This window comes from Aurantibacter aestuarii (assembly GCF_003008425.1).
Classification (GTDB): Bacteria; Bacteroidota; Bacteroidia; order Flavobacteriales; family Flavobacteriaceae; genus Aurantibacter; species Aurantibacter aestuarii.
Genome location: NZ_PXOQ01000019.1, coordinates 57,529 through 80,523 on the forward strand (window position 1 = coordinate 57,529; position 22,995 = coordinate 80,523).

Annotated in this window: 19 protein-coding genes and 5 tRNA genes; all 24 read left to right on the forward strand. The window is 33.2% G+C overall.

What is annotated here, in order from left to right; genetic code table 11:
- Window positions 1-8 precede the first annotated feature (8 nt).
- Window positions 9-1,283 carry a DUF2851 family protein gene (locus tag C7H52_RS13200; RefSeq protein WP_106464379.1) on the forward strand — a complete coding sequence of 425 codons (1,275 nt, stop codon included), beginning with the start codon at window positions 9-11 and terminating at the stop codon, window positions 1,281-1,283.
- A gap of 8 nt (window positions 1,284-1,291) precedes the next feature.
- Window positions 1,292-1,519, forward strand: a complete 228-nt coding sequence (locus C7H52_RS13205) for a PspC domain-containing protein (RefSeq protein ID WP_106464380.1) — start codon at window positions 1,292-1,294, stop codon at window positions 1,517-1,519.
- 4 nt (window positions 1,520-1,523) lie between these two features.
- Window positions 1,524-2,546, forward strand: a complete 1,023-nt coding sequence (locus C7H52_RS13210; RefSeq protein WP_106464399.1) for a potassium channel family protein — start codon at window positions 1,524-1,526, stop codon at window positions 2,544-2,546.
- Between the two features lie 98 nt (window positions 2,547-2,644).
- A complete protein-coding gene (locus C7H52_RS13215; protein ID WP_106464381.1) occupies window positions 2,645-4,324 on the forward strand; it encodes an alanine/glycine:cation symporter family protein in 1,680 nt (559 codons plus the stop codon).
- 42 nt (window positions 4,325-4,366) lie between these two features.
- Complete coding sequence (locus C7H52_RS13220) at window positions 4,367-5,236, forward strand: ComEA family DNA-binding protein (protein ID WP_106464382.1); 870 nt, start codon at window positions 4,367-4,369, stop codon at window positions 5,234-5,236.
- 34 nt (window positions 5,237-5,270) lie between these two features.
- Window positions 5,271-6,440, forward strand: coding sequence for an acyl-CoA dehydrogenase family protein (locus C7H52_RS13225; RefSeq protein ID WP_106464383.1), 1,170 nt, complete (start codon window positions 5,271-5,273; stop codon window positions 6,438-6,440).
- 140 nt (window positions 6,441-6,580) lie between these two features.
- Window positions 6,581-8,002, forward strand: coding sequence for a carboxypeptidase-like regulatory domain-containing protein (locus C7H52_RS13230; RefSeq protein WP_106464384.1), 1,422 nt, complete (start codon window positions 6,581-6,583; stop codon window positions 8,000-8,002).
- Window positions 8,003-8,902 carry a tyrosine-type recombinase/integrase gene (locus C7H52_RS13235; protein WP_317045583.1) on the forward strand — a complete coding sequence of 300 codons (900 nt, stop codon included), beginning with the start codon at window positions 8,003-8,005 and terminating at the stop codon, window positions 8,900-8,902. It abuts the gene before it with no gap.
- 160 nt (window positions 8,903-9,062) lie between these two features.
- Window positions 9,063-9,136: transfer RNA gene (locus C7H52_RS13240), tRNA-Thr, on the forward strand.
- A gap of 60 nt (window positions 9,137-9,196) precedes the next feature.
- Window positions 9,197-9,278, forward strand: a tRNA-Tyr gene (locus C7H52_RS13245).
- A gap of 29 nt (window positions 9,279-9,307) precedes the next feature.
- A tRNA-Gly gene (locus C7H52_RS13250) sits at window positions 9,308-9,380 on the forward strand.
- 14 nt (window positions 9,381-9,394) lie between these two features.
- Window positions 9,395-9,466: transfer RNA gene (locus C7H52_RS13255), tRNA-Thr, on the forward strand.
- 55 nt (window positions 9,467-9,521) lie between these two features.
- On the forward strand, window positions 9,522-10,709 hold the full coding sequence (gene tuf / locus C7H52_RS13260; protein ID WP_106464385.1) for an elongation factor Tu: 1,188 nt from the start codon (window positions 9,522-9,524) through the stop codon (window positions 10,707-10,709).
- 62 nt (window positions 10,710-10,771) lie between these two features.
- Window positions 10,772-10,844 (forward strand) — tRNA-Trp (locus C7H52_RS13265).
- A gap of 52 nt (window positions 10,845-10,896) precedes the next feature.
- Window positions 10,897-11,094 carry a preprotein translocase subunit SecE gene (gene secE / locus C7H52_RS13270; protein WP_106464386.1) on the forward strand — a complete coding sequence of 66 codons (198 nt, stop codon included), beginning with the start codon at window positions 10,897-10,899 and terminating at the stop codon, window positions 11,092-11,094.
- 6 nt (window positions 11,095-11,100) lie between these two features.
- Window positions 11,101-11,655, forward strand: coding sequence for a transcription termination/antitermination protein NusG (gene nusG / locus C7H52_RS13275; protein ID WP_106464387.1), 555 nt, complete (start codon window positions 11,101-11,103; stop codon window positions 11,653-11,655).
- Window positions 11,656-11,721: 66 nt separating this feature from the next.
- A complete protein-coding gene (gene rplK, locus C7H52_RS13280) occupies window positions 11,722-12,159 on the forward strand; it encodes a 50S ribosomal protein L11 (RefSeq protein ID WP_106464388.1) in 438 nt (145 codons plus the stop codon).
- 17 nt (window positions 12,160-12,176) lie between these two features.
- A complete protein-coding gene (gene rplA, locus C7H52_RS13285) occupies window positions 12,177-12,866 on the forward strand; it encodes a 50S ribosomal protein L1 (RefSeq protein WP_106464389.1) in 690 nt (229 codons plus the stop codon).
- Between the two features lie 18 nt (window positions 12,867-12,884).
- Window positions 12,885-13,400 (forward strand): 50S ribosomal protein L10, encoded by a 516-nt coding sequence (rplJ, locus tag C7H52_RS13290; protein WP_106464390.1) that lies wholly within the window; start codon window positions 12,885-12,887, stop codon window positions 13,398-13,400.
- Between the two features lie 64 nt (window positions 13,401-13,464).
- A complete protein-coding gene (gene rplL / locus C7H52_RS13295) occupies window positions 13,465-13,839 on the forward strand; it encodes a 50S ribosomal protein L7/L12 (RefSeq protein WP_106464391.1) in 375 nt (124 codons plus the stop codon).
- Window positions 13,840-13,963: 124 nt separating this feature from the next.
- Window positions 13,964-17,776, forward strand: coding sequence for a DNA-directed RNA polymerase subunit beta (gene rpoB, locus C7H52_RS13300; RefSeq protein WP_106464392.1), 3,813 nt, complete (start codon window positions 13,964-13,966; stop codon window positions 17,774-17,776).
- A 95-nt stretch (window positions 17,777-17,871) separates the two neighbouring features.
- A complete protein-coding gene (gene rpoC / locus C7H52_RS13305; RefSeq protein WP_106464393.1) occupies window positions 17,872-22,173 on the forward strand; it encodes a DNA-directed RNA polymerase subunit beta' in 4,302 nt (1,433 codons plus the stop codon).
- A gap of 82 nt (window positions 22,174-22,255) precedes the next feature.
- Window positions 22,256-22,579, forward strand: a complete 324-nt coding sequence (locus C7H52_RS13310) for a DUF3467 domain-containing protein (RefSeq protein WP_106464394.1) — start codon at window positions 22,256-22,258, stop codon at window positions 22,577-22,579.
- Window positions 22,580-22,588: 9 nt separating this feature from the next.
- Window positions 22,589-22,906 (forward strand): DUF962 domain-containing protein, encoded by a 318-nt coding sequence (locus C7H52_RS13315; RefSeq protein WP_106464395.1) that lies wholly within the window; start codon window positions 22,589-22,591, stop codon window positions 22,904-22,906.
- Window positions 22,907-22,995: the final 89 nt, after the last annotated feature.

The following is a 22,995-nucleotide window of genomic DNA, read 5'->3' on the forward strand; positions in this document are numbered from 1 at the left end:
GTGAAACTATGAAGGAAGATTTTTTACACTATGTATGGCAATTCAAAAAATTTGACTCAAATAAATTATTTACCACTGCTTCTGAAGTAGTGGTGATAGAAAATTTAGGCCTATTAAACACAAATGCTGGACCAGACTTTTTTAATGCTAAACTAAAAATAGGTCAACAGCTTTGGGCTGGAAATATAGAAATTCACTTAAAATCTTCTGACTGGTATCTTCATAATCACGAAATTGACAAAACGTATGACTCTGTAATCCTTCACGTAGTTTGGGAACATGATGTAGAAATATTTAGAAAAGATAATTCCACTTTACCTACATTAGAACTTAAAAATTATATAGATAAAGATGCTATTGTGGGATATGAAAAGTTATTTAGTCAAAAACAAAAGTGGATTAATTGTGAAGATCATATTAAATTCACCAATACTTTTTTGTTAAATAATTGGCTTGAGAAAATATACATTGAGCGCTTAGAAAATAAATGTGTTTTAATAAACGAACTTTTGCTCTTAACTAAAAACAATTGGGAAGCGGTATTTTTTAAGTTGCTTTGTAAAAATTTTGGATTAAAGGTAAATGGCGAAGGTTTTTTTCAATGGTCAAACCAAACGCCATTTCACGTGGTAAGAAAACAACAGCATTCTGTGGAAGACTTAGAAGCCTTGTTTTTTGGTCAAGCCAATTTATTGAATTCTAATTTCCAAGATCATTATCCAAAAATGCTTCAGCAAAAATATATGTTTTTAAAGCAAAAGTTTAATTTAGATTCAACAACAGCTCAGATACATTTTTTTAGACTTCGCCCAAATAATTTTCCTACACTTCGTTTGTCTCAATTAGCTGTTTTATATTATAAGCACTCTAATCTATTTTTAAAATTAATGCAGGCAGAACAGTTAGAAACCATATACGGCATTTTTGATATCGAGACAACAGACTATTGGAAAACGCACTACACTTTTGAAAAGTCATCTAAAACATCTCAAAAGAAATTAACAAGAGCGTTTATAGATTTACTAATTATTAATACTATAATTCCTTTAAAATTTGCTTATCAAAAAAGTATAGGTGTAGAGAGTTTTGAACATTTATATGAGGTCTTAAGACAAATTCAACCAGAGAAAAATACTTTGGTAGACGGTTTTTTAAATTTGGGAATACATGTAAAATCTGCTTTTGACACGCAAAGCTTAATTCAATTAAAATCTAATTATTGCGATAAAAATAATTGTTTACATTGTGCAATTGGTAATAATATATTACAACAAAAACAGTAACTTGCAGCATGCAACTGGCTTATAAATTATTACACTATTTTCAAAAACGTGGCTACTATGTATGTCAGCGTATCGCAGATAGATTGGGAATTCGCGCTAAAGTAGTACGAACCTCATTTATGTATTTAACCTTTGTAACTCTAGGTTTTGGATTTGCATTATATTTATTCTTAGCCTTTTGGATGCGCATAAAAGATATTATTTACACTAAGCGCAGTTCTGTTTTTGACTTATAATCTTATGCAAAAAATAATAGTATTCATGCAAAATTCAAGGTTTTTTACAGCAATGTTATTGTTGTTATTATTGTTAAGCTTTGGTGTTGTAGGATTTATGACTCTCTCAGATTATAACTTCATTAACGCCTTGTATATGACGGTTATTACCATAACCACTGTAGGATATGGAGAGGTGCAACCTTTAAATCAAGAGGCAAAACTTTTTACAATTATATTAATTTTATCCAGTGTAGTTATTGTTGGTTATGTGTTAAGTGTAGTGACAGAGTATATATTAAGCCGTAATAATTTAGAAGAATTAAAACAAAAGAAGATGCAAAAAACAATTGATGGATTTTCTAACCATATCATTATTTGTGGTTATGGTAGAAATGGGAAGCAAGCGGCAACGAAATTGTTAGCTCATAACAAGCCATTTGTTATTATTGAAAAAAGTAATGATGTGATTCAAAAGTTCGAAAGTTTGGATTTACCTTTTGTTTACGGAAATGCCAATGAAGATGACATCCTTATTCAAGCTGGAATTAAACGTGCAAAAACCTTAATTACTGCTTTGCCAGATGACGCAGATAATCTATTTGTAGTATTGTCTGCAAGACAAATTAATGAAAATCTTCAGATTATTAGTCGTGCATCTCAAGAAACTAGTTATAATAAACTCAAGCTTGCAGGAGCAAATAATGTGATTTTGCCAGATCGTATAGGAGGAGATCACATGGCTTCATTAGTAGTCGTTCCAGATTTAATAGAGTTTATAGACAACCTATCTATTGTTGGAAAAAGCGATATAAATATCGAGGAAATTAAGGTGGAAAAGTTATATAACACTAATGAAATCAGAACAATTAAAGATTTAGATCTAAGAAATAAAACAGGTTGTACAGTTATTGGTTTTAAAGGAGAAAATGGAGAATACATTGTAAATCCTGAAGCCGAAATTAAATTGGTGCCACATTCTAAAATTGTGGTATTAGGTCGTCCTGAACAAATTCAAAAACTAAACAGTTTGTATAATATAGATTAATACAGAGCTTATTTAACATCATAAGCTTTATAAATTCGTTTTTTTTTAGCATCTTGCTGTCCTTAAATTAACAAATAACTAACATATACATTTAGGTTATGAAGAAAATTCTTCTATTTCTTTTAGCGATTTCATCGCCAATATTATCAATTTCCCAAAATAGTACAACATCCCAAATCGATGAGACTTTTAAGGCTTATACAGGTTGGTTTGTAGATGCTATTTTTTATGAAATTCCATTTTCAGACACATTTCAAATACCTTGGGTTCTTATCGTATTAATTGGTGGAGCTGTATTTTTTACTATTTATTTTAAACTAATTAACTTCACAGGGTTTCTAACAGCTATACAAGTTGTAAGAGGTAAATATGAAGATATTGAAAAACATGGTGTTGATAATCTATACGGTGAAGATGCTATTGTAGAAGATATATTAAAAGCAAATCAAGAAGATGAGCTAAATGTAGCTGGAGATCAAACTCCAGGTGGAGATAATATTGAAACCATAAGAGATGAAAGTGCAGACGGAGAAGTTAGTCACTTCCAAGCATTAACTGCGGCGTTATCTGCTACGGTTGGATTAGGAAATATTGCAGGTGTTGCAGTAGCATTATCTATTGGTGGTCCTGGAGCTACATTCTGGATGATTGTAGCAGGACTTTTAGGTATGGCATCTAAGTTTGCAGAGTGTACCTTAGGTGTAAAATATAGAGATGTTGGAGCAGATGGTACCGTTTATGGAGGTCCAATGTATTACCTAACTAAAGGATTAAAAGAAAAAGGAGCTGGAGGATTAGGAAAAGTATTAGCTGTTTTATTTGCCATTTTTGTAGTTGGAGGATCTTTTGGAGGAGGAAATATGTTTCAGGCTAACCAAGCAGCTGCCCAGTTTACAAAATTATTTGAATTAACAGGAGAAAACTCTGGTTTATATTTTGGTATTGTAATGGCAGCTTTAGTGGCTGTTGTAATTATTGGTGGTATTAAGCGTATTGCCTCAGTTACAGAAAAGGTAGTGCCATTTATGGCAGGAATTTATGTACTTGCAGCCCTAGTAATTTTATTTGCAAACTTTAGCTTAATCGATGATGCATTCGGATTAATTTTTGAAGGAGCATTTTCAGGTCTTGGCATTGCTGGTGGTTTAATTGGAGTAATGATTCAAGGAATTCGTCGTGGGGCATTTTCTAACGAAGCAGGAGTAGGTTCTGCAGCAATTGCTCACTCTGCTGTACGAACTAAATATCCAGCTAGTGAAGGTATTGTGGCACTTCTAGAGCCATTTGTAGATACTGTTGTAATTTGTACAATGACAGCTTTAGTTATTATTATTACTAATTTTAATGGCCAGTTTATGGAATATGGTGTAGAGATTAAAGAAGGGGTTGAGCTAACAGCAGTTGCTTTTGATTCAGTTATTCCTCATTTCTCTATTGTATTAACCATTGCAGTAATTTTATTTGCATTCTCAACGATGATCTCTTGGTCTTATTACGGAATGCAGGGTTGGAAGTTTTTATTTGGAAAAGGTAAAATTACAGACTTAGTTTATAAAGTATTATTTTTATTGTTCGTTATTGTTGGAGCGTCAATTAGTTTAGGCGCTGTAATCGACTTTTCGGATGCTATGATTTTTGCAATGGTGGTTCCAAATATTATTGGTGTAGTAATGCTATCTCCAATAGTTAAAAAAGAATTAACAAAGTATATGAATGCTATTAAAAAGAAAGAAATAGCAATAGAGGAAGGTGCAGGAGATTTAAACGATCAGCTGTAATTCTTAACATATAAAGATTTTATAAGATGTAAAACATTTTTTATGAAACTATTTAAATCCCATATCACGTTTACAAAACAACAACGATATGGGATTTTCTTATTAGTAATCGTAATTGTTAGCATTCAACTATGTTATACATTTATATCGCTTAAATCACCTATTAAAGAAAATGTTGCACTAATTAAAATAATTCAGCTTGCTAAAGTTGAGCTGGATAGTTTGTATAAACAAAGTTTAAGTGCAGAATCAGGTTATAAAACTTATCCGTTTAATCCAAATTATATAACAGACTATAAAGGCTATAGATTAGGAATGAAAACAGAGGAAATTGATAGGCTTTTAGCATATAGAGATCAAAATAAATGGATTAATTCTGCACGTGAATTTCAGCAAGTAACAAAAGTTTCAGACTCTTTACTAGAAACCCTTTCACCATATTTTAAATTTCCAGATTGGGTAACGTCTAAAGCAAATCAGCAAAACAGTTTTCAGTCTAAATCTAAAAACGAAGTATTTGATTTAAATAATGCAAGCTTAGATCAACTTAAAAGTATTTACGGTATTGGCGATTTTTATGCAAATAAAATAATAGAGTTACGTCAGAAACTCAATGGTTTTGCAGCTTATCAAGAACTAAGTGTTATTAATGGGTTAACTCCAGAGGTGTTAGAAAATATTAAGAAAAGTACTATTATTGAGTCACCAAGAATTATAAACACCATAAATATCAATACAGCTACAAAAGCCGATTTAGTAAAAGTTCCATATATAGATTACGAGATTGCATTTAAAATAATAGAGTATCGGACTTTGAATGAAAAAATATCTAGTATTGATGAATTGTTAAAAATTAATACTTTTCCAACTTATAAATTTGAGATAATTAAATTATATTTACATATTAATTAGAATATTATAAAATAAAACAATATAACACACTAAGATGAATTCGACATATTTTACAGAGGAGCATGATTTATTTCGTGAAAGTTTAAAAGATTTTTTACAGAAAGAAGTTGTGCCACATATCGAAAAATGGGAAAAAACGGGTACTATAGAACGTTTTATTTGGGAGAAATTTGGCGAGATGGGTTTTTTCGGAATAAACTATCCAGAAGCTTATGGCGGATTAAACTTAGATTTGTTTTATACTGTTATTTTTCTTGAGGAATTGCAAAAGGTTAATTCAGGAGGTTTTGCAGCAGCTATGTGGGCGCATGCGTATTTAGCAATGACGCATTTAAACGCAGAAGGAGATGAGCGCATTAAAAAAGACTATTTAGCACCAAGTATCTTAGGTAAAAAAATTGGATGTTTATGTATCACGGAGCCTTTTGGAGGAAGCGATGTTGCAGCTATGAGAACTACAGCAGTAAAAAAAGGTGATAAATATATCATAAATGGTTCTAAAACTTTTATTACCAATGGTATTTATAGTGACTATCTGGTTGTGGCAGCAAAAACGAGTCCTGAACTTGGTAACAAAGGGATTAGTATTTTCTTAATCGATAGAGATGTTAAAGGAGTTTCTGCAACTAAACTAGATAAGTTAGGTTGGAGAGCTTCAGATACTGCAGAAATTGCTTTTGATAATGTAGAGATACCTGTTGAAAACTTAATGGGAGAGGAAAATAAAGGCTTCCCATATATAATGCAGCATTTTGCACTGGAACGTTTAATTATGGGTATAAATGCTCATGCACGTTCAGAATTTGCTATAGACTATACTTTACAATATATGTCAGAACGTGAGGCGTTTGGAAAAACGATTAATAAGTTCCAAGCTTTAAGACATAAAATGGCAGAATTGGTAACCGATGTAGAACATTGTAAACTATTTAATTATGCTACTATTGCTAGATTAGATAAAGGTGACTATGTTGTAAAAGAAGCGACCATGTCTAAGCTAAAGTCAACTAAAGTTGCAGATGATGTTATGTATAGCTGCTTACAAATGTTAGGTGGTTATGGTTATATTGAAGAATATCCTTTGGCAAGATTATTTAGAGATAGCCGTTTAGGACCAATTGGTGGAGGAACTTCAGAAATATTAAAAGAAATTATAGCAAAAATGGTTATTGAAAATAAAGATTATAAAAAAGCAGTAAATTAACTTGTTTAACTGTTTTTAAAAACAAAATCCTACTTCCAGTAAGTAGGATTTTTTTGTTACCTTTATTTTTATTTTAATAAAAAATAAAATTGGATTAGTTTTTGTAATTAGTCATACCGTAAACAAATCACGCCTAAATCATGATTAAAAAACATTTTATTGCAATATGCGCTTTAATGCTTATAAGTGTAACTGCTATATCTCAAATAGAATTAAAAAACAAAGTAGTAGATTTTGCTACATTAATGCCGTTAGAAAGTGCTAGTGTATATGTTCAAAATACCACAACAGGAACCATTACTAATGTTAATGGTAAATTTGTACTTCTTATCCCTGAAAAATATGCTAAAGATACCTTAGTGGTATCTTCAATAGGCTATAAGAGTTTTAAAGCGCCTGTTGGAGAATTTGATAATAGTATGGAAATCTTCTTGGAAGAAGATGTAGCGTCTTTAGATGAGGTGGTTTTAGTAGCTGAAAATAGACCTAAAACAGGAAATGAGATTGTATTAAGAGCTTTAGAAGAGCTTCCTGAAACTTTACCAGACTCTTCGTATTTACAAAAAGGATTTGTAAGACATAAAGAACGAAATAAGCGCGAATTTAAATGGTTGGTAGAAGGTGCAATTACACTCTACGATGGGGCTGCCCAAGATAAATCTAAAGAAAATCTAAAGATAAATGTTGATGAGTTACGTAAAAGCTATGACTTACGTGATGTAGATAGTCTTTTAACTTACACCTCATATTTAAAAAACAACTCTTACGGCTTAAGACTTAGGTCTAAAGATTTAAAAAGAGATACCATATTAACCAGTTCATTAATTAAAGCAATTAAGTGGAATGACACTAGAGTAAACGGTTTAGACAATTTATTTCAAGGAAAACTTAACTTGGTAAGAAACTCATCTAATCTTGGCGCCTTATTTGGAAAAAATATTTTAGAGACACATAATTTTATTTTAGATACGGTTTTAGTTGAGAATGACCGAAAATTATATAAAATAAAAATAGCTAACAGTAAAGAGTTTATTGATTTAAAGACGAAAGGTATTTATAATGGAGGTCTGGAAGCAAATGGTTGGATTTATATCTATTGGGATAATTACGCTATTAAGAAGGTGGAATATGAATTAGTTGCAGGATCACCTCAGCAAAAGAGTAGAAGTAAAACATTGTTTGATACTTACTTAAACCATAAATTAGTTATTAACTATATGGAGTATAATGATAGAATGTATACCAATTACATTTATTACGAGACACCTAAATTGGTTAATGTGGGCTCTCGAGAAAATAATAAAGACGCTACTGAAGAAGACTTGATTGCCGAAAAGGAAAATAGATTCTATTATACGGTTCAAGAAATTGTGTTTACCGAGATTATAGATGATCAAGAAGAAGTTAAAGCTGCGCTTTCAAAAGATTGGGATGCCGACTTGTTTTCAGTTCGTCCTTACAATAAAGAGTTTTGGAAAAATTATAATGTTCTTTTAGAAAGTGAAGAAGAGGAAAAACTTATTCAGGATTTAACCAAAAGGTCTACACTTTTTAAAAACTAGATGATGTATTTAAAAGCATTTACCGATTATTTGCTTTATGAAAAGAAGTATTCACCTTTAACGGTAAGTGCCTATCAACGGGATATAGAATCATTGTTACAGTTTGTAAATAAATCAAACAACAGCAATCAAATTACAATAGAGTCAATTAATTACTCTCAAATACGGTCTTGGATTGTTGTTATGGTTGAAGATGGAGTTTCGAATCGAAGTATTAACCGAAAAATTTCTGCATTAAACACCTGTTTCAAATTTCTTATTAAGGTTGATGCAATTCAAACAAATCCTCTGTCAAAACATAAAGCTTTAAAAACAAGTAAAAAAGTTCAAATTCCTTTTTCATTAGATGAAGTAGATATCGCGATAGCAAATATTGATGGGCAGGATAAATTTGAATCATTGCGAAATAAATTAATTGTTGAAACTTTTTATTCTACAGGAATAAGACGGTCCGAACTAATACATATAAAACTAAAAGATTTCGATGCAGTCAATAAAACATTAAAAGTTTTAGGTAAAAGAAATAAGGAGCGAATTATTCCCCTAATCCCATCCGTTATTAATACATATAAATTATATCTGGAGGAAAGAAATTTAGTTTTAAACAGTAGTAACAATTCTTATTTATTTATAACTTCAAAAGGAAAAAAAACATACGACACTCTTATTTATCGTATAATAAATAAATATTTCAAACTCATTTCTTCAAAACAAAAAACTAGTCCTCATATATTAAGGCATTCTTTTGCAACGCATCTTTTAAATGAAGGAGCCGACCTTAATGCTGTAAAAGAATTATTAGGTCATTCTAGTTTGTCGTCAACTCAAGTCTATACGCACAATAATATAAAAGAATTGTCCAAAGTCTATAGAAGTGCTCATCCAAGAAGTAAAAAGTAGAATTTACCATTTTTTTTCTTTATAGATATTTGAAACAATTAATAAACAAATATTTAAGTAAATTTTTTTGTAAAAATGTTTTGAATAATCAAATTATTACATACATTTGCAGTCCGTTAGAAATAGCGAATGTTATGATGTTCGTTATATTTAACAAAAAGCCGATGTAGCTCAGCTGGCTAGAGCAGCTGATTTGTAATCAGCAGGTCGTGGGTTCGAGTCCCTCCATCGGCTCTTTTTAGGAGAAATCTTATAAAAGTAAAAGTTCATACACAGGGTAAAAAAAATTAAATTGGGGAGATACTCAAGCGGCCAACGAGGGCAGACTGTAAATCTGCTGACTACGTCTTCGCAGGTTCGAATCCTGCTCTCCCCACATTTTAATTTTTATATTTTTAATAAATTGCGAGAGTAGCTCAGTTGGTAGAGCGTCAGCCTTCCAAGCTGAATGTCGCCGGTTCGAACCCGGTCTCTCGCTCTAAATTTATTTTAGCCGGTGTAGCTCAGGGGTAGAGCGTTTCCTTGGTAAGGAAGAGGTCACGGGTTCAAATCCCGTCATTGGCTCAATAATTATTATTACACTAATATTATTATATAACTAAGATTAAATTATTTAAACATGGCAAAGGCAAATTATGATCGTTCGAAACCACACTTAAACGTAGGTACGATTGGACACGTAGATCACGGTAAAACAACTCTTACAGCTGCTATTACTAAAGTGCTAGCAGATAAAGGATTTTCAGAAGCTTCTGCTTTTGATCAAATTGATAACGCGCCAGAAGAAAAAGAGCGTGGTATTACAATTAACTCTTCACACGTAGAGTATCAAACTGCAAATCGTCACTATGCACACGTAGACTGTCCAGGTCACGCCGATTACGTAAAGAACATGGTTACTGGTGCTGCTCAAATGGATGGTGCTATCTTAGTAGTTGCTGCTACAGATGGTCCTATGCCACAAACACGTGAGCACATCTTATTAGGTCGTCAGGTAGGTATTCCTCGTATCGTTGTTTTCTTAAACAAAGTAGATATGGTGGATGATGAAGAGCTTTTAGAGTTAGTTGACATGGAAGTTAGAGATTTATTATCTTTCTATGAGTATGATGGAGATAATGGTCCTGTAATTTCTGGTTCTGCTTTAGGTGCTTTAAATGGAGAAGAGAAATGGGTTGATACAGTATTAGAGCTTATGGAAGCTGTAGATACTTGGATTGAAGAGCCTATTCGTGATATGGATAAGCCATTCTTAATGCCAATTGAAGATGTATTCTCTATTACTGGTCGTGGAACTGTAGCAACAGGTCGTATCGAAACTGGTATCGCTAAAACTGGAGATCCAGTAGAGATTATTGGTATGGGTGCAGAGAAATTAAACTCTACAATTACCGGAATTGAAATGTTCCGTCAAATATTAGATAGAGGTGAAGCTGGTGATAATGCTGGTATCTTATTAAGAGGTATTGAGAAGTCTCAAATCTCAAGAGGTATGGTTATCGTTAAGCCAGGTTCTGTAACACCACACGCTAAATTTAAAGCTGAGGTTTACGTTCTTAAGAAAGAAGAAGGTGGTCGTCACACACCATTCCATAATAACTACCGTCCACAGTTCTACGTACGTACAACTGACGTAACTGGAAACATTGCGCTTCCAGAAGGTGTTGAAATGGTAATGCCAGGTGATAACTTAACAATTACTGTAGACTTAATCCAACCAATTGCAATGAATATTGGTTTACGTTTCGCTATCCGTGAAGGTGGTAGAACTGTAGGTGCAGGTCAGGTAACTGAAATTTTAGACTAATACAAATAAAGTTATAAGTCATAAGGTGTTTCGTTTTAAGCGAAACACCTTAGCTTATATTTACGGGTTTAGCTCAGTTGGTAGAGCACTGGTCTCCAAAACCAGGTGTCGTGAGTTCGAGTCTCTCAACCCGTGCAAAAATTAGTTTTTTAAATTTAATTTTAAAAACTTAAAATAATTAAACGATATGGCAGGCGTAGTAAATTATATAAAAGAATCTTTTGGTGAATTAAAAAATAATGTGTCATGGACACCTTGGCCAGAAGCACAGAGATTAACTATTATTGTAGTAGTTTTTTCTGTAATTTTTTCACTTGTTATTTGGGGAGTTGATACAGTTTTTAGTAAAGTGATTGCAGCTTATTTTAATTTAATAAACGGATAAATCGCTATGGCTGAAGTTTCAGATAAAAAATGGTATGTTGTTAGAGCTGTAAGTGGTCAGGAACATAAAATTAAAACTTACATTGAAAATGAGATTGCACGTTTAGGTATGCAAGATTATGTTGAAGAGGTTTTAGTTCCTACAGAGAAGGTCGTTCAAATTCGTAATGGTAAAAAGATCAATAAAGAGAAAGTTTACTTTAGCGGATACATCATGATTAAAGCAAACTTATCAGGAGAAATACCTCATATCATTAAAGGTATTACAAATGTGATAGGTTTCTTAGGAGCTACAAAAGGAGGAGATCCTTTGCCATTAAGACAATCTGAGGTTAATAGAATGTTAGGTAAAGTAGATGAGCTTTCTGTAGATACAAACTCTAACGTAGCAATTCCTTATACAGTAGGAGAAACTGTAAAAGTTATCGATGGACCATTCAATGGATTTGATGGTACTATTGAAAAAGTAAATGAAGAAAAACGTAAACTTGAAGTAATGGTTAAAATCTTTGGTCGTAAGACACCATTGGAGTTAAGTTACATGCAAGTAGAAAAAATATAATAATTGTTACATTAAGATATTTAATCAAGCTTCCAAATTTGATTAAAGTCAACTAAATTATTTAAAATGGCAAAAGAATTAGGTAAAGTAGTTAAGTTACAAGTAAGGGGAGGTGCAGCGAATCCGTCGCCACCGGTTGGACCCGCTTTAGGTGCTGCTGGAGTTAATATTATGGAGTTCTGTAAGCAGTTTAATGCTAGAACACAGGACAAAGCTGGTAAAGTATTACCAGTCGTAATATCTGTTTATAAAGACAAGTCTTTCGACTTTGTTATTAAAACACCTCCTGCGGCAGTACAATTATTAGAAGCGGCCAAACTTAAGAGTGGATCAGGTGAACCAAACCGAAAAAAAGTAGCTAAAGTATCTTGGGATCAAATTAAAACCATTGCAGAAGATAAAATGCCAGATTTAAACGCATTTACAATTGAGTCTGCTATGAAAATGATCGCTGGTACAGCAAGATCAATGGGAATTACTGTAACTGGTAATGCACCAAATTAATCTACAAAAAAATTAAGATGGCAAGATTAACAAAAAAGCAAAAAGAAGCTGCAGCTAAAATTGAAAAGGATAAAGTTTATTCTTTAAAAGAAGCTTCAGCCTTAGTAAAAGATATTACTAATACTAAATTTGATGCATCTGTAGATTTAGCAGTTCGTTTAGGAGTAGATCCTAGAAAAGCTAATCAGATGGTAAGAGGTGTTGTATCTCTTCCTCATGGTACAGGTAAAGACGTTAAAGTTTTAGCATTAGTAACTCCAGATAAAGAAGCAGAAGCTAAAGAGGCTGGTGCTGACTATGTTGGACTAGATGAGTATTTAGATAAAATTAAAAGCGGTTGGACAGATGTTGATGTAATTATCACAATGCCAAGTGTTATGGGTAAATTAGGTCCTTTAGGGCGTGTATTAGGTCCTCGTGGTTTAATGCCAAACCCAAAAACAGGAACAGTAACTATGGATATTGCTAAAGCAGTAACTGAGGTTAAAGCTGGTAAAATTGACTTTAAAGTTGATAAAACTGGTATTGTTCATGCAGCAATTGGAAAAGCATCTTTTAGTGCTGAAAAAATCCAAGAGAATGCAAATGAATTATTAACAACATTAATGAAACTTAAACCAACTGCGGCTAAAGGAGTTTATGTAAAGAGCATTTTTATGTCTAGTACAATGAGTCCAAGTATAGCTGTAGATCCTAAAATTGGTTAATAGTTAAAATACTTTATTATGACAAGAGAAGAAAAATCACAAGTAATTAAAGACTTAACTGTAGATTTAGGAGAAAACACTAATTTTTATTTAGCAGATATTTCTGGTTTAAATGCAGTTGCTACTTCAAACTTACGCCGTGCTTGTTTTAAAGCTAACGTACAATTAGCAGTAGTTAAAAATACGCTTTTAGAAAAAGCAATGGAAGCTTCAGATAAAGATTTCGGAGACCTTCCATCTGTATTAAAAGGAAATACATCTATTATGTATTCTGAAACTGGTAATGCACCAGCTAAGATTATTAAAGAGTTTCGTAAGAAATCAGATAAACCTCTATTAAAAGGTGCTTTTATTGAAGAAGCTATTTATTTAGGTGATGATAACTTAGAGGCATTAGTTAATATTAAGTCTAGAGAAGAGTTAATAGGAGATGTAATCGGATTATTACAATCACCTGCTAAAAATGTGGTTTCTGCGCTTAAATCAAGCGGTGGTAAACTTGCAGGTATTATTAAAACGTTATCTGAGAAATAAGATAACACCAAACGTGTACGCACTTTACAATTAAAATAAAATTAAAAATTAAAACGGTAGAAAAATGGCAGATTTAAAAGATTTCGCAGAACAATTAGTTAACTTATCAGTAAAAGAAGTAAATGAGTTAGCAACTATATTAAAAGATGAGTATGGTATCGAGCCTGCTGCAGCAGCAGTAGTAGCTGGTCCAGCTGCTGGTGGTGGAGACGCTGCTGGAGAAGAAAAGTCTGAATTTGATGTAGTATTAAAAGCTGCTGGTGGTTCTAAATTAGCAGTAGTAAAATTAGTTAAGGAATTAACTGGTTTAGGTCTTAAAGAAGCTAAGGAATTAGTTGATGGAGCACCAAGCAACGTTAAAGAAGGTGTTGCTAAAGACGAAGCTGAAGCTTTAAAAGCTCAGTTAGAAGAAGCAGGAGCTGAAGTAGAGCTTAAGTAAGCTTACTTAATAATTTTTACAAAGGTTTAGGTCTGGAGCATTGGCTCTAAGACCTAAACCATTTGTCGTATATAGCAATGAGCTATATAAATCACTTTTTTTTTAATCAAAATTTCGTCCATTGATGTTAGTAACACAAGCTGAAAGATTAAATTTCTCGTCTATTGTAAATAGAACAGAGTATCCAGATTTTATGGATATTCAGATCAAATCCTTCCAGGATTTTTTCCAGTTAGAAACTAAATCCGATGAAAGAGGAGATGAAGGGTTATACAATACCTTCATGGAAAACTTTCCAATTACAGACACACGTAATCAATTCGTATTAGAATTTTTAGATTACTTTATTGATCCACCTCGATATGCTATTGAAGAATGTATAGAGAGAGGTCTTACATACAGCGTTCCCCTTAAAGCAAGGTTAAAGTTATACTGTACAGATCCTGAGCATGAGGATTTTGAAACTATTGTTCAAGATGTGTATTTAGGGACTATTCCTTACATGACACAAAGTGGTACGTTTTGTATTAATGGTGCAGAGCGTGTAGTTGTTTCTCAGTTACACCGATCTCCAGGTGTGTTTTTCGGTCAATCTTTTCACGCGAATGGAACTAAGTTATATTCTGCCAGAGTTATTCCTTTTAAAGGGTCTTGGATAGAATTTGCTACCGATATCAATCAAGTAATGTATGCTTATATTGATAGAAAGAAAAAGCTACCTGTAACAACATTATTTAGAGCAATTGGTTTTGAAAGAGATAAGGATATTTTAGAAATATTCGATCTTGCTGAAGAAATCAAAGTGTCTAAGTCTGGTCTTAAAAAATACATTGGACGTAAATTAGCAGCTCGTGTATTAAATACATGGCATGAAGATTTCGTAGATGAAGATACTGGTGAAGTAGTTTCTATTGAGCGTAATGAAATTGTTTTAGATCGTGATACGGAACTAGACAAAGAAAATATTGAAGAAATTTTAGAAGTTGGTGTAAAAACTATTTTACTTCACAAAGAAGTGTCTCAGCAAGGTGATTATGCTATAATTCATAATACACTTCAAAAGGATCCTACAAACTCTGAAAAAGAAGCTGTAGAACATATTTACCGTCAATTACGTAACGCAGAGCCGCCAGATGAGGAAACTGCACGTGGTATTATTGACAAATTATTCTTTAGTGATCAACGTTATTCTTTAGGAGAAGTTGGACGTTACAGAATGAATAAAAAATTAGGTTTAGATATTGGTATGGATAAGCAAGTGCTTACCAAAGAAGATATCATTACCATTATAAAATATTTAATTGAGTTAATTAACTCTAAAGCAGAGATTGATGATATTGATCACTTATCTAACCGTCGTGTTAGAACAGTAGGAGAGCAATTGTCTTCTCAGTTTGGTGTTGGTTTAGCTCGTATGGCTCGTACTATTCGTGAGCGTATGAATGTACGTGATAACGAAGTATTTACACCAATAGATTTAATTAATGCGAAGACGTTATCGTCTGTAATTAATTCTTTCTTCGGTACGAACCAGTTATCTCAGTTTATGGATCAAACAAATCCATTAGCAGAGATTACGCACAAACGTCGTTTATCTGCATTAGGACCAGGAGGTTTATCTCGTGAAAGAGCAGGTTTCGAGGTTCGTGACGTTCACTATACACACTACGGACGTTTATGTCCAATTGAAACACCAGAAGGTCCAAACATTGGATTAATTTCTTCTCTATCGGTTTATGCTAAAGTGAATTCTATGGGATTCATTGAAACGCCATATAGAAAAGTTACTAATGGTGTTGTAGATATTAAAAATGCACCTACTTATTTAAGTGCAGAAGAAGAAGAAGAGAAATTAATTGCACAGGCTACTGTTAAAGTAGATGATAATGGTAAAATCTTACATGATAAGGTAATTGCTCGTATGGAAGGTGACTTCCCAGTAATGGATCCTAAAGAAATTCATTATACAGATGTAGCACCAAACCAGATTTCATCTATTTCAGCTTCATTAATTCCTTTCTTAGAGCATGATGATGCTAACCGTGCCCTGATGGGATCTAACATGATGCGTCAGGCTGTACCATTATTAAGACCAGAATCTCCAATTGTAGGAACAGGTCTTGAAAAACAAGTAGCGTCAGATTCTCGTGTATTAATTAATGCAGAAGGACATGGAGTTGTAGAGTACGTTGATGCTAATGAAATTGTTATCAAATACGAAAGAACAGAGGACGAAGCTAAAGTAAGTTTTGATAGTGATACGAAAACTTATCCATTAGTTAAGTTTAGGAAAACTAATCAAGGTACATCTATTAACCTTAAACCAATCGTTCAAAAAGGCGATAAAGTGGTTAAAGGTCAAGTATTATGTGAAGGTTATGCAACTCAAAAAGGTGAATTAGCTCTAGGTCGTAACATGAAAGTAGCATTTATGCCATGGAAAGGTTACAACTTTGAGGATGCCATAGTAATTTCTGAAAAAGTAGTACGTGAAGATATCTTTACGTCTATTCATATAGATGAATATTCTTTAGATGTAAGAGATACGAAGTTAGGTAATGAAGAATTAACTAACGATATACCAAATGTTTCGGAAGAAGCTACAAGAGATTTAGATGAATTTGGTATGATTCGTATTGGAGCAGAGGTAAAACCTGGAGATATCTTAATTGGTAAGATTACACCAAAAGGAGAATCTGACCCAACACCTGAAGAAAAATTATTACGTGCCATATTTGGAGATAAAGCAGGAGATGTTAAAGATGCATCTTTAAAAGCTTCGCCTTCTTTACATGGTGTAGTAATTAATAAAAAATTATTCTCTCGTGCAGTTAAAGACAAGCGTAAGAGAGCTCAGGATAAAGAAGATATCGCTAAATTAGAGTCTTCTTACCACGTGAAGTTTACAGAATTACAAGATCGTTTAATCGAAAAATTATTCAACATTGTAAATGGTAAAACGGCACAAGGTATTTTTAATGACTTAGGTGAAGAAGTTTTCCCTAAAGGGAAGAAATTCACTTTAAAGATGTTAAATTCTGTAGACGATTATACGCACTTAACCAGCGGTACTTGGACAACAGATGACCATACTAATAAATTAGTTGCAGATTTAATCCACAATTATAAGATTAAAGAAAACGACTTACAAGGAGCGTTACGTCGCGAGAAGTTTACAATTTCTGTAGGGGACGAATTACCTTCAGGTATTATCAAACTAGCTAAGGTTTACATCGCTAAAAAACGTAAGCTTAAAGTTGGAGATAAAATGGCAGGTCGTCACGGTAACAAAGGTATTGTTGCACGTATCGTTCGTCAAGAAGATATGCCTTTCTTAGAAGATGGAACTCCGGTAGATATCGTATTAAATCCATTAGGTGTACCATCTCGTATGAACATTGGTCAGATCTATGAAACCGTTTTAGGATGGGCTGGTAAGCAATTAGGACGTAAGTATGCAACACCAATTTTTGATGGTGCTACTATCGATCAAATTAATGAACTTACAGATGAAGCTGGAATTCCAAGATATGGTCATACGTATTTATACGATGGAGGAACAGGTCAGCGTTTCGATCAACCAGCAACTGTTGGGGTGATTTATATGCTTAAACTTGGTCACATGGTAGACGATAAGATGCACGCTCGTTCAATTGGACCATACTCATTAATTACGCAGCAACCATTAGGTGGTAAAGCACAATTTGGTGGACAGCGTTTTGGAGAGATGGAAGTTTGGGCACTAGAAGCTTATGGAGCTTCAGCAACGTTAAGAGAAATCTTAACGGTGAAATCTGATGATGTGGTTGGTAGAGCTAAAACTTACGAAGCAATCGTAAAAGGCGAGCCAATGCCAGAACCAGGTTTACCAGAATCTTTTAACGTACTTATGCACGAATTAAAAGGTTTAGGATTAGATATTAGATTAGAAGAATAAATTAAGTCGGCAGTTAGCAGTCATCAGTTAGCGGTATTTTACTGCAACCAAAAAAGACTGAAGACTGCAAACTGCAAACTGAAGACTATAAAGACATGGCAAGAAAGCAAGATAAGAATACAGTACAGAGATTTAATAAAATCTCTATTGGTTTAGCGTCACCAGAATCTATTTTAGCAGAATCTAGAGGTGAAGTTTTAAAACCAGAAACTATCAATTATCGTACTCATAAACCAGAAAGAGATGGTTTATTCTGTGAGCGTATTTTTGGTCCTGTAAAAGACTACGAATGTGCTTGTGGTAAATATAAAAGAATTCGCTATAAAGGAATCGTTTGTGACCGATGTGGTGTAGAAGTAACAGAAAAGAAAGTACGTCGTGATCGCGTAGGACATATTAATTTAGTAGTTCCTGTAGCGCACATCTGGTATTTCCGTTCATTACCAAACAAAATAGGCTATTTATTAGGATTACCGTCTAAGAAATTAGATATGATTATTTACTACGAACGTTATGTAGTAATTCAGGCAGGTATTGCTAAAAATGCTGAAGGAGAACCATTACAAAAAATGGATTTCTTAACAGAAGAAGAATATTTAAATATTGCAGAAACACTTCCGCAGGATAACCAATATTTAGATGATGAGGATCCAAACAAATTCATCGCTAAAATGGGTGCTGAATGTTTAATAGATCTTTTAGGACGTATCGACTTAGAGGTTTTATCTTACCAGTTAAGACACAAAGCGAATACGGAAACATCTAAACAACGTAAAACAGAAGCTTTAAAGCGTTTACAGGTTGTAGAGGCATTGCGTGAGTCTAACAACAATAGAGAAAATCGTCCAGAATGGATGATTATGAAAGTTGTACCAGTTATTCCACCAGAATTAAGACCTTTAGTACCATTAGATGGTGGACGTTTTGCAACGTCAGATTTAAATGATCTTTACCGTCGTGTGATTATTCGTAACAACCGTTTAAAGCGATTAGTTGAGATTAAAGCACCAGAAGTTATTTTACGTAACGAGAAGCGTATGTTACAAGAATCTGTAGATTCATTATTTGATAATACACGTAAGTCATCTGCAGTAAAAACAGACTCTAACAGACCATTAAAATCATTATCAGATTCATTAAAGGGTAAGCAAGGACGTTTCCGTCAAAACTTACTTGGTAAGCGTGTAGATTACTCAGCACGTTCTGTAATTGTCGTTGGACCAGAATTAAAATTATTTGAATGTGGATTGCCAAAAGATATGGCAGCTGAATTATACAAACCTTTTGTTATTCGTAAGTTAATAGAAAGAGGTATTGTTAAAACAGTAAAATCTGCTAAGAAAATTATAGATAAAAAAGAACCAGTAGTTTGGGATATTTTAGAGAATGTTTTAAAAGGACATCCAGTTCTTTTAAACCGTGCTCCTACGCTTCACCGTTTAGGTATACAAGCATTCCAACCTAAATTAATTGAAGGTAAAGCAATCCAATTGCACCCATTAGTATGTACGGCATTTAACGCCGATTTTGATGGTGACCAGATGGCGGTGCATTTACCATTAGGACCAGAAGCTATTCTTGAAGCGCAAATGTTAATGTTAGCGTCTCATAATATCTTAAATCCAGCAAACGGTTCTCCAGTAACGGTACCATCTCAGGATATGGTACTTGGTCTTTACTATATGACCAAGCACAGAAAAACTGATGATGTTTATACCGTTAAAGGTGAAGGTTTAACTTTTTACTCTGCAGAAGAAGTAAATATTGCTTACAATGAGCAACGTGTAGACTTAAACGCAGGGATTAAAGTTAGAGCAAAAGATTTTAATGAGAATGGTGAATTAGTTTACCAGATTATTGAAACAACTGTTGGTAGAGTATTATTCAACGAAAAAGTACCAGAAGTAGCAGGTTATATTAATGAAGTATTAACTAAAAAATCTTTAAGAGATATTATTGGTGATATTTTAAAAGTTACTTCTGTTCCAGAAACAGCTGCTTTCTTAGATAGTATTAAAACTTTAGGATATAATTTCGCCTTTAGAGGTGGATTGTCATTTAGTTTAGGAGATATCATTATCCCACCAGAAAAACAAGGAATGATTGATGCTGCTAATAAAAAAGTTGATGGTATTACAGGTAACTATAACATGGGATTAATTACTAATAACGAACGTTATAACCAAGTAATTGATATCTGGACGTCTACCAATGCAGAATTAACAGAGTTATCTATGAAGCGTATTCGAGAGGATCAGCAAGGGTTTAACTCGGTATATATGATGCTTGACTCTGGAGCGCGTGGATCTAAAGAACAGATTCGTCAGCTTACAGGTATGCGTGGATTAATGGCTAAGCCTAAAAAATCTAACGCAGGTGGAGGAGAAATTATTGAGAATCCGATTCTTTCTAACTTTAAGGAAGGTCTTTCAATTTTAGAATACTTTATCTCAACGCACGGTGCACGTAAAGGTCTTGCCGATACCGCACTTAAAACTGCCGATGCAGGTTACTTAACACGTCGTTTAGTAGATGTAGCTCAAGATGTTATTATTAACAGTGTAGATTGTGGTACTTTAAGAGGTGTTGAAGTTTCAGCTTTAAAGAAAAATGATGAAGTTGTAGAGAAACTAGAGGCTAGAATTGTTGGTAGAATTGCACTTAATGATATTTTCGATCCTATTTCTGAAGAATTATTAGCAGAAGCAGGAGATTTAATCACAGAAGCTATAGCTAAACGTATTGAAAGCTCTGCATTAGAGTCTGTAGAAGTACGTTCTCCATTAACATGTGAGGCAACTAAAGGAATTTGTGAGCAATGTTACGGACGTAACTTAGCGACTAACAAAATGGTACAAAGAGGAGAAGCTGTTGGTGTAGTAGCCGCACAATCTATTGGAGAACCAGGAACACAGTTAACGCTTCGTACATTCCACGTAGGTGGTATTGCAGGTAACATTTCTGAAGATAATAAATTAGAAGTTCGTTTTGACGGTATTGCAGAGATTGAAGACCTTAAAACGGTAACGTCTAAAGATAGCGAAGGAAAAGAAGTTGAAATTGTAATTTCTAGAACTTCAGAATTAAAACTTACCGACAAGAAAACAGGTATTGTTTTAAGTACAAATAATATTCCTTACGGTTCTACTATTTATGTTAAGAATGGCGATAAGCTTTCTAAAGGAGATGTAGTTTGTGCATGGGATCCATATAATGGTGTAATTATTTCAGAATTCTCTGGAAAAGTGAGATATGAAAATATTGAGCAAGGGGTTACTTATCAAGTTGAAATTGATGAGCAAACAGGTTTCCAAGAAAAAGTAATTTCTGAATCTAGAAATAAAAAATTAATTCCAACATTAATTATTGAAGACAGTAAAGGTGAAGCTATCCGTAGTTATAACTTACCTGTTGGAGCCCACATTATGATTGATGATGGCGAAAAAATTAATGTAGGTAAGATTTTAGTTAAGATTCCTCGTAAATCTGCTAAAGCAGGTGATATTACAGGAGGTTTACCACGTGTAACTGAGTTATTTGAGGCTCGTAACCCTTCTAATCCAGCTGTAGTAAGTGCTATTGATGGTGTGGTATCTTTCGGTAAAATTAAGAGAGGTAACCGTGAAATTATAGTAGAATCTAAACTGGGAGATGTTAAGAAGTATTTAGTTAAACTTTCTAACCAAATCTTAGTACAAGAGAATGACTATATTAAAGCTGGTATGCCACTTTCAGACGGATCTGTAACACCTAACGATATCTTAAACATTAAAGGACCATCTGCTGTACAACAGTACTTAGTGAATGAAGTTCAGGAAGTTTACCGTTTACAAGGGGTGAAAATTAATGATAAGCACTTCGAGGTTGTTGTAAGACAAATGATGCGTAAAGTAAGAGTAATTGATTCTGGTGATACCTTATTCTTAGAGGATCAACTAATTCATAAATCTGACTTTATTGTAGAAAATGATGAAATTTTTGGTAAGAAAGTAGTTGAAAATGCAGGAGATTCTTCAACATTAAAAGAAGGACAAATTATTACAGCATTCCAATTACGTGATGAAAATTCTAAGTTAAAGCGTGAAGATAAGAAGTTAGTAGAGGCAAGAGATGCTAGACCAGCAACTGCAACACCAATACTACAAGGTATTACACGTGCGTCATTACAGACGAAGTCATTTATCTCGGCAGCATCATTCCAGGAAACAACTAAAGTATTAAACGAAGCTGCTGTAGCAGGTAAAGTTGATGATTTAGAAGGTCTTAAGGAAAATGTAATTGTAGGACACAGAATACCTGCAGGTACAGGAATGAGAACATATGATAAAATTATTGTTGGTTCACAACAAGAATTTGATAATATGCTTAAAACAAAACAAGAGGTTAACTACAATTAATCCTGTTGAGTTTTATTAAATTATGACAAAGAATCCTACTTTTTAAGTAGGATTCTTTATTTTTATACTAAACTTATTTATAATGAACGATAATAATAACGATAATACAAAAAAGCAAGGTCAAATTAATATAGAGTTAGATGAAGCTATTGCAGAAGGCATTTATTCTAATTTGGCAATTATAAATCATTCTGTTTCGGAATTTGTAGTGGATTTTGTAAAGATTATGCCTGGAACACCTAAGAGTAAGGTAAAATCCAGAATTATATTAACACCACAACATGCCAAACGTCTTTTAAAAGCTTTAAATGAAAATATTGTAAGATTTGAAAAGGCTCACGGAGAAATTAAAGAATACGATCAACCAAATATTCCTTTAAACTTTGGACCAACAGGTCAAGCTTAAATAATTACAATGTCTGATAAAATAAAAACATATCGAGAATTTTATGCTTTTTATCTGAAAGAGCATCAAAACAAAATGAGTAGAATTTTGCATTTTGTCGGAACTTTTTTAGTGTTTATAGTTTTAGGAATTGGAATTTATTGTGGTTGGACATGGCAATTTATTTTTGTGCCAATAACCGGATATTTTTTTGCTTGGATTGGACATGCGTTTTTCGAGAAAAATAAACCAGCCACTTTTAAATATCCATTTTGGAGTTTAATTTCAGATTTCAAACTTTTCTTTGAAATCTTAATAGGTAAACAAAACTTTGATCCAAACAAATAACAATAAGAATTAGCTATAGTAACATAATATTAAATAATATTTGATTATAGTGTTTAAAAAAAGCACCTCTTTAAGAGGTGCTTTTTTTA